The organism is Pseudomonas sp. SDO5215_S409 (genome assembly GCF_054071325.1).
In genome coordinates this window covers 1-1367 of sequence record NZ_JBSVWN010000140.1, presented here as the reverse complement: position 1 = coordinate 1367, position 1367 = coordinate 1, and the positions used below count along the sequence as shown (strand labels likewise).

Here is a 1367-nt window from a genome sequence, read left to right as displayed (position 1 = left end):
AGCGTCTATGGCTCGGCTGTCGAAACATAGTGGCCTACTTCAGACCATCCCTAGGACGAAAGCGTACGCTTTCAATTATGAAGTCTAAGCAATGCACAGAATAAGTATTCAGCTTATAACGGCTCCTTTCGGCCCGCTGGCAATCAGCGCAGCACCACAAGCGGTTTTCATACCATCGAGCGCGATGGGCGTGCCATTGACGGTGTAGGTGCTGCTGCCCTCGGCAATCGGAAAAATCCCCTTACACAACGGACAACTAACCTTGTGACCGAGCCCGGCAATCGGCTTGCCGTTGAGATCGGTTCGGGAGAATGCTTCGAGCACCTTGCCACCGTGGGTGGTGGAGTCGCCCAAGCGGATTGCGTCTTTCATGTTGTCACTCCGTTGACCAGGTTACTCAGCCGAATACTTTACACTTAACAAGTCCTGGGAACAGCAAAGACTCTTATAATTTCCTCAGCGCAAGCGGTGTCATAAAATCTACTTTCATAAAAATCAAATACAGTTTCTACTCCGCAGTTAGTAAAATGCACTTTTACTTCTTTCATCTCCCGCGACTCAAGCCCTCTATCATTTTCTCGTATTTTTTCCAAAAAACCGATTGAGGCTGGATTTGGATAAATAAATATATTAGGTATAAGTACGCCTTGCTCCTCCACCCCTTCAAAATCTGTAAAAGTCACGGCAAAAAAAACATTTTTATTTTTTGATGCTTTTAAAAACCTTAAAGTATTTAAAATAAATACAGCGAGCCCTGCTAGAAAATCAGAAACCTCGCTGCCGCTCATCTCATCCTTTAAGAACTTTAAGCGACTATATCTTGATACAAGTGGAATCTCTTCAAAGCTTTCATAGCTCTCAAAAAATACGCCCATATCATTATATGGTTCCTTGCTAATTATTTTTCCATAGAAATCTGTAAACTTCATTTTCAGGGGATGCTCCATCCGTGATTATTAAGCCATTCTTTTGTTTTCTTCGAGAACGTTACGTCACCTTTACCCTTGTCATGTACTGAACCATCAACATTGTATCCCGATCCACATTTACAATGCGCATGCCATTGACTACTCGGTACACTCTGTTCTGGTTCATCAATACGGGTAATTTCTGCCGGTGCCTGGCCTTTTCTCACCTTGGATTGAGCCTGTTTAGGAGTGCCTCCTGATTGTCCACCTTTTCTAGCCAGTCCCAACGGGTCGACCCAATTCAACGGGTTTGTAGCGTATTCAAACAGGTTCAATCCACCCGCATAGCCGAGCGGGTCTTGGCTGACAAAGCGACCAATTGCAGGATCATAGTATCGATGTCTGTTGTAATGCAGCCCCGTCTCATGATCGTGATACTGCCCCTGAAACCGTATCGGA

General features: G+C 44.8%; 3 protein-coding genes. All 3 read right to left on the bottom strand.

The window, feature by feature from the left end; translation table 11 throughout:
• Positions 1 to 108 precede the first annotated feature (108 nt).
• Entirely contained in the window at positions 109 to 372 is a 264-nt protein-coding gene (locus ACW9H9_RS28580) for a PAAR domain-containing protein (RefSeq protein ID WP_457346698.1), read from the bottom strand.
• Positions 373 to 416: 44 nt separating this feature from the next.
• Positions 417 to 929, bottom strand: coding sequence for an Imm15 family immunity protein (locus ACW9H9_RS28575; protein WP_457346699.1), 513 nt, complete (start codon positions 927 to 929; stop codon positions 417 to 419).
• Positions 930 to 931: 2 nt separating this feature from the next.
• Positions 932 to 1367, bottom strand: a 436-nt coding sequence (locus tag ACW9H9_RS28570; RefSeq protein ID WP_457346700.1) for an RHS repeat-associated core domain-containing protein, incomplete at its 5' end; no start/stop codon positions are given.

Excerpts from the sequence above, each read along its gene's own strand:
- ACW9H9_RS28575 (WP_457346699.1), bottom strand. The coding sequence starts at position 929 with ATGAAGTTTACAGATTTCTATGGAAAAATAATTAGCAAGGAACCATAT.
- ACW9H9_RS28580 (WP_457346698.1), bottom strand. The coding sequence starts at position 372 with ATGAAAGACGCAATCCGCTTGGGCGACTCCACCACCCACGGTGGCAAG.